Here is a 2,490-nt window from a genome sequence, read left to right on the forward strand (position 1 = left end):
AGGGTGGCAAGAATACAAGTACAGAAAGAACTGCACAGGATCTTCCAATGAACGTTATCCTGATCGGTATTGTGGCAATGGTTGCGATCATTTGGCTTGTTCCGGCTATCCCGGTTAACCCGATCGGTGCGCTGATTATCGTAATCTTCGGCTTCTTCTTTGCAACTGTATCTTCCCGTATGGTTGGTCTTGTAGGAAGCTCCAACAACCCTGTATCAGGTATGGCTATCGCTACTCTTCTGATCGCAACAATGATTATCAAAGCATCCGGCAAAACCGGTATCGACGGAATGAAAGCAGCAATTGCTATTGGTTCCGTAATCTGTATCGTAGCAGCGATCGCAGGTGATACTTCACAGGACTTAAAGACAGGTTATCTTCTTGGTGCAACTCCTAAGAAGCAGCAGATCGGTGAGCTTATCGGTGTTGTTGCTGCCGGTCTTGCTATCGGTGGAGTTCTTTATCTTCTGAACACTGCATGGGGATACGGAAGTGCAGAAGTACCTGCTCCTCAGGCAACTCTGATGAAGATGATCGTAGAAGGTATCATGGGCGGCAAGCTTCCATGGACACTGGTATTTATCGGTGTATTCCTTGCAATTGGTCTGGAAATCTTAAGAATTCCGGTTATGCCATTTGCTATCGGTCTTTACCTTCCAATCTACCTCAACGCTGCTATCATGATCGGTGGTGTTGTTCGTATGTTCGTTGACGGAAGAAAGAATGTTGATGATAAGAAAAAAGAAGAACAGGCAACAGACGGTACACTTTACTGTGCAGGTATGATCGCAGGTGAAGGTCTTGTAGGTATCCTTCTTGCAATCCTTGCAGTAGTAAACGTAAGCAGTGTATTTGATCTCTCCGGAAGCATTAACCTTGGTAATGCAGGCGGCGTGATCCTGATGTTACTTATGATCTTAAGCCTTCTGAAATTCAGTATCTGGAACAAGAAGAAAGCCTGATCAGGCGGAGATGATAATATTTAAATGAGTAAAAAGAAAAAAGAATTACAGATCAATTATCTGGATCTCATTCCTGAGCGCAGTGCACAGCTTCGCTGGCATACTGATATCAGGGGGAGAATGGTGCTGGAAATAGAGAATAAGGGCGCGTTTAACACGATTGCCCAGAAGCTGTTTGGAAAACCCAGATATACGAAGATACATCTGGATGACAATGGCACATTTATCTGGCCACTCATAGATGGCAGGAAGACAGTGGAAGATATTGCTGCACTGGTAAAAGACGAATTTGGGGAGAAGGCAGAGCCTTTATATCCAAGGATCGTTAAATACTTCCAGATAATGGAGAGTTATCATTTTGTAAATTTTATCAATAAGCCTGAAAAATAAGGTAAGAATAAGAGCGGGAGCAGTCCTTCATGGATTGCTGCCGTTCTGTAGTTTATGGAAGAATAATTACGGCACAGTGATAAAGCGGTATCTCTGGCTGATATTCATGAAAGCATAAAACAAATATTATTTTTACAGAATACAAGGAGGCGAATGAATGAAGTTAGTAAATGGAAAAAGATCACAGCTTCTGGAATATCTGATGATCATAGCAGGAACCGGATTAATGGCACTGGCGATCAATTCCGTATTTGATGCATCAGGTATGGTAACCGGAGGCTTTTCAGGTATTGCGATTATTATAAAAGCAGGGAGTCAGGGAATCATTGACGGTGGTATCCCTCTCTGGGTAACAAATATGGGTTTGAACATTCCACTGTTTCTGATCGGATGGAAGATTAATGGATTCTCCTTTGTAAAAAAAGCTTTGATGGGAGAAATTGCTCTGTCTACCTGGCTTGCCATAGAACCTGTATGGAATCTTGCTGGCAATGATCTTCTTCTTGCCGCACTTTACGGTGGTGTGATCCAGGGTGTGGGAATCGGTCTTGTCTTTCTGGGCGGTGGAACAACCGGAGGAACCGATATGATGGCAGCTATCATCCAGAAATATCTGCAGCACTATTCAATCGCACAGATCATGCAGGTAATAGATGCAGGCGTTGTACTGGTGGGTATGTATGTGTTTGGCATCCACAAGGCACTCTATGCGATTATTGCGGTATATCTGGTGACAAAAGTATCTGACGGTTTGATTGAAGGTCTGAAATTCTCAAAAGCTGCCTATATCATTACAGCAAAGCCAAAGGAAATAGCAGATATGATCATGAAAGATCTGGACAGAGGTGTGACAGGCATCAGTGCCAGAGGAATGTACTCAGGACAGGATAAACTGATGCTCTTCTGCGTGGTAAATAAAAAAGAAATCGTAATGCTAAAAGAAAAAGTAGATGAAATTGATCCGGAAGCTTTTGTGATAGTGACAGATGCCAGGGAAGTCCATGGAGAAGGTTTTATTGAAAAAAAGTAACACAAAAAAATATATAAAAAATTGTAAATTTTTTTCTCTTTCCTCTTTCATTTTTGGTAAATATATATTAAAATACAATACAGGTATAAGGTTTTATAGTTAAAACGG

The 2,490-nt window shown here is 41.8% G+C and carries 3 protein-coding genes; all 3 read left to right on the forward strand.

Annotated elements, in window-relative coordinates; all coding sequences use genetic code 11:
- Positions 1-962 (forward strand): OPT family oligopeptide transporter (locus AC075L_RS19760; RefSeq protein ID WP_476388056.1); only part of this gene is annotated, 962 nt, incomplete at its 5' end.
- Between the two features lie 24 nt (positions 963-986).
- A complete protein-coding gene (locus tag AC075L_RS19765; protein ID WP_008707355.1) occupies positions 987-1,352 on the forward strand; it encodes a PqqD family protein in 366 nt (121 codons plus the stop codon).
- A gap of 157 nt (positions 1,353-1,509) precedes the next feature.
- Positions 1,510-2,382 carry a YitT family protein gene (locus AC075L_RS19770; RefSeq protein ID WP_025579698.1) on the forward strand — a complete coding sequence of 291 codons (873 nt, stop codon included), beginning with the start codon at positions 1,510-1,512 and terminating at the stop codon, positions 2,380-2,382.
- Positions 2,383-2,490: the final 108 nt, after the last annotated feature.

Source organism: Blautia sp. ZXY-1-B12 (assembly GCF_056339915.1).

Bases quoted from the DNA above. Each gene is read 5' to 3' on its own strand.
- AC075L_RS19765 (WP_008707355.1), top strand. From the start codon at position 987: ATGAGTAAAAAGAAAAAAGAATTACAGATCAATTATCTGGATCTCATT.
- AC075L_RS19770 (WP_025579698.1), top strand. From the start codon at position 1,510: ATGAAGTTAGTAAATGGAAAAAGATCACAGCTTCTGGAATATCTGATG.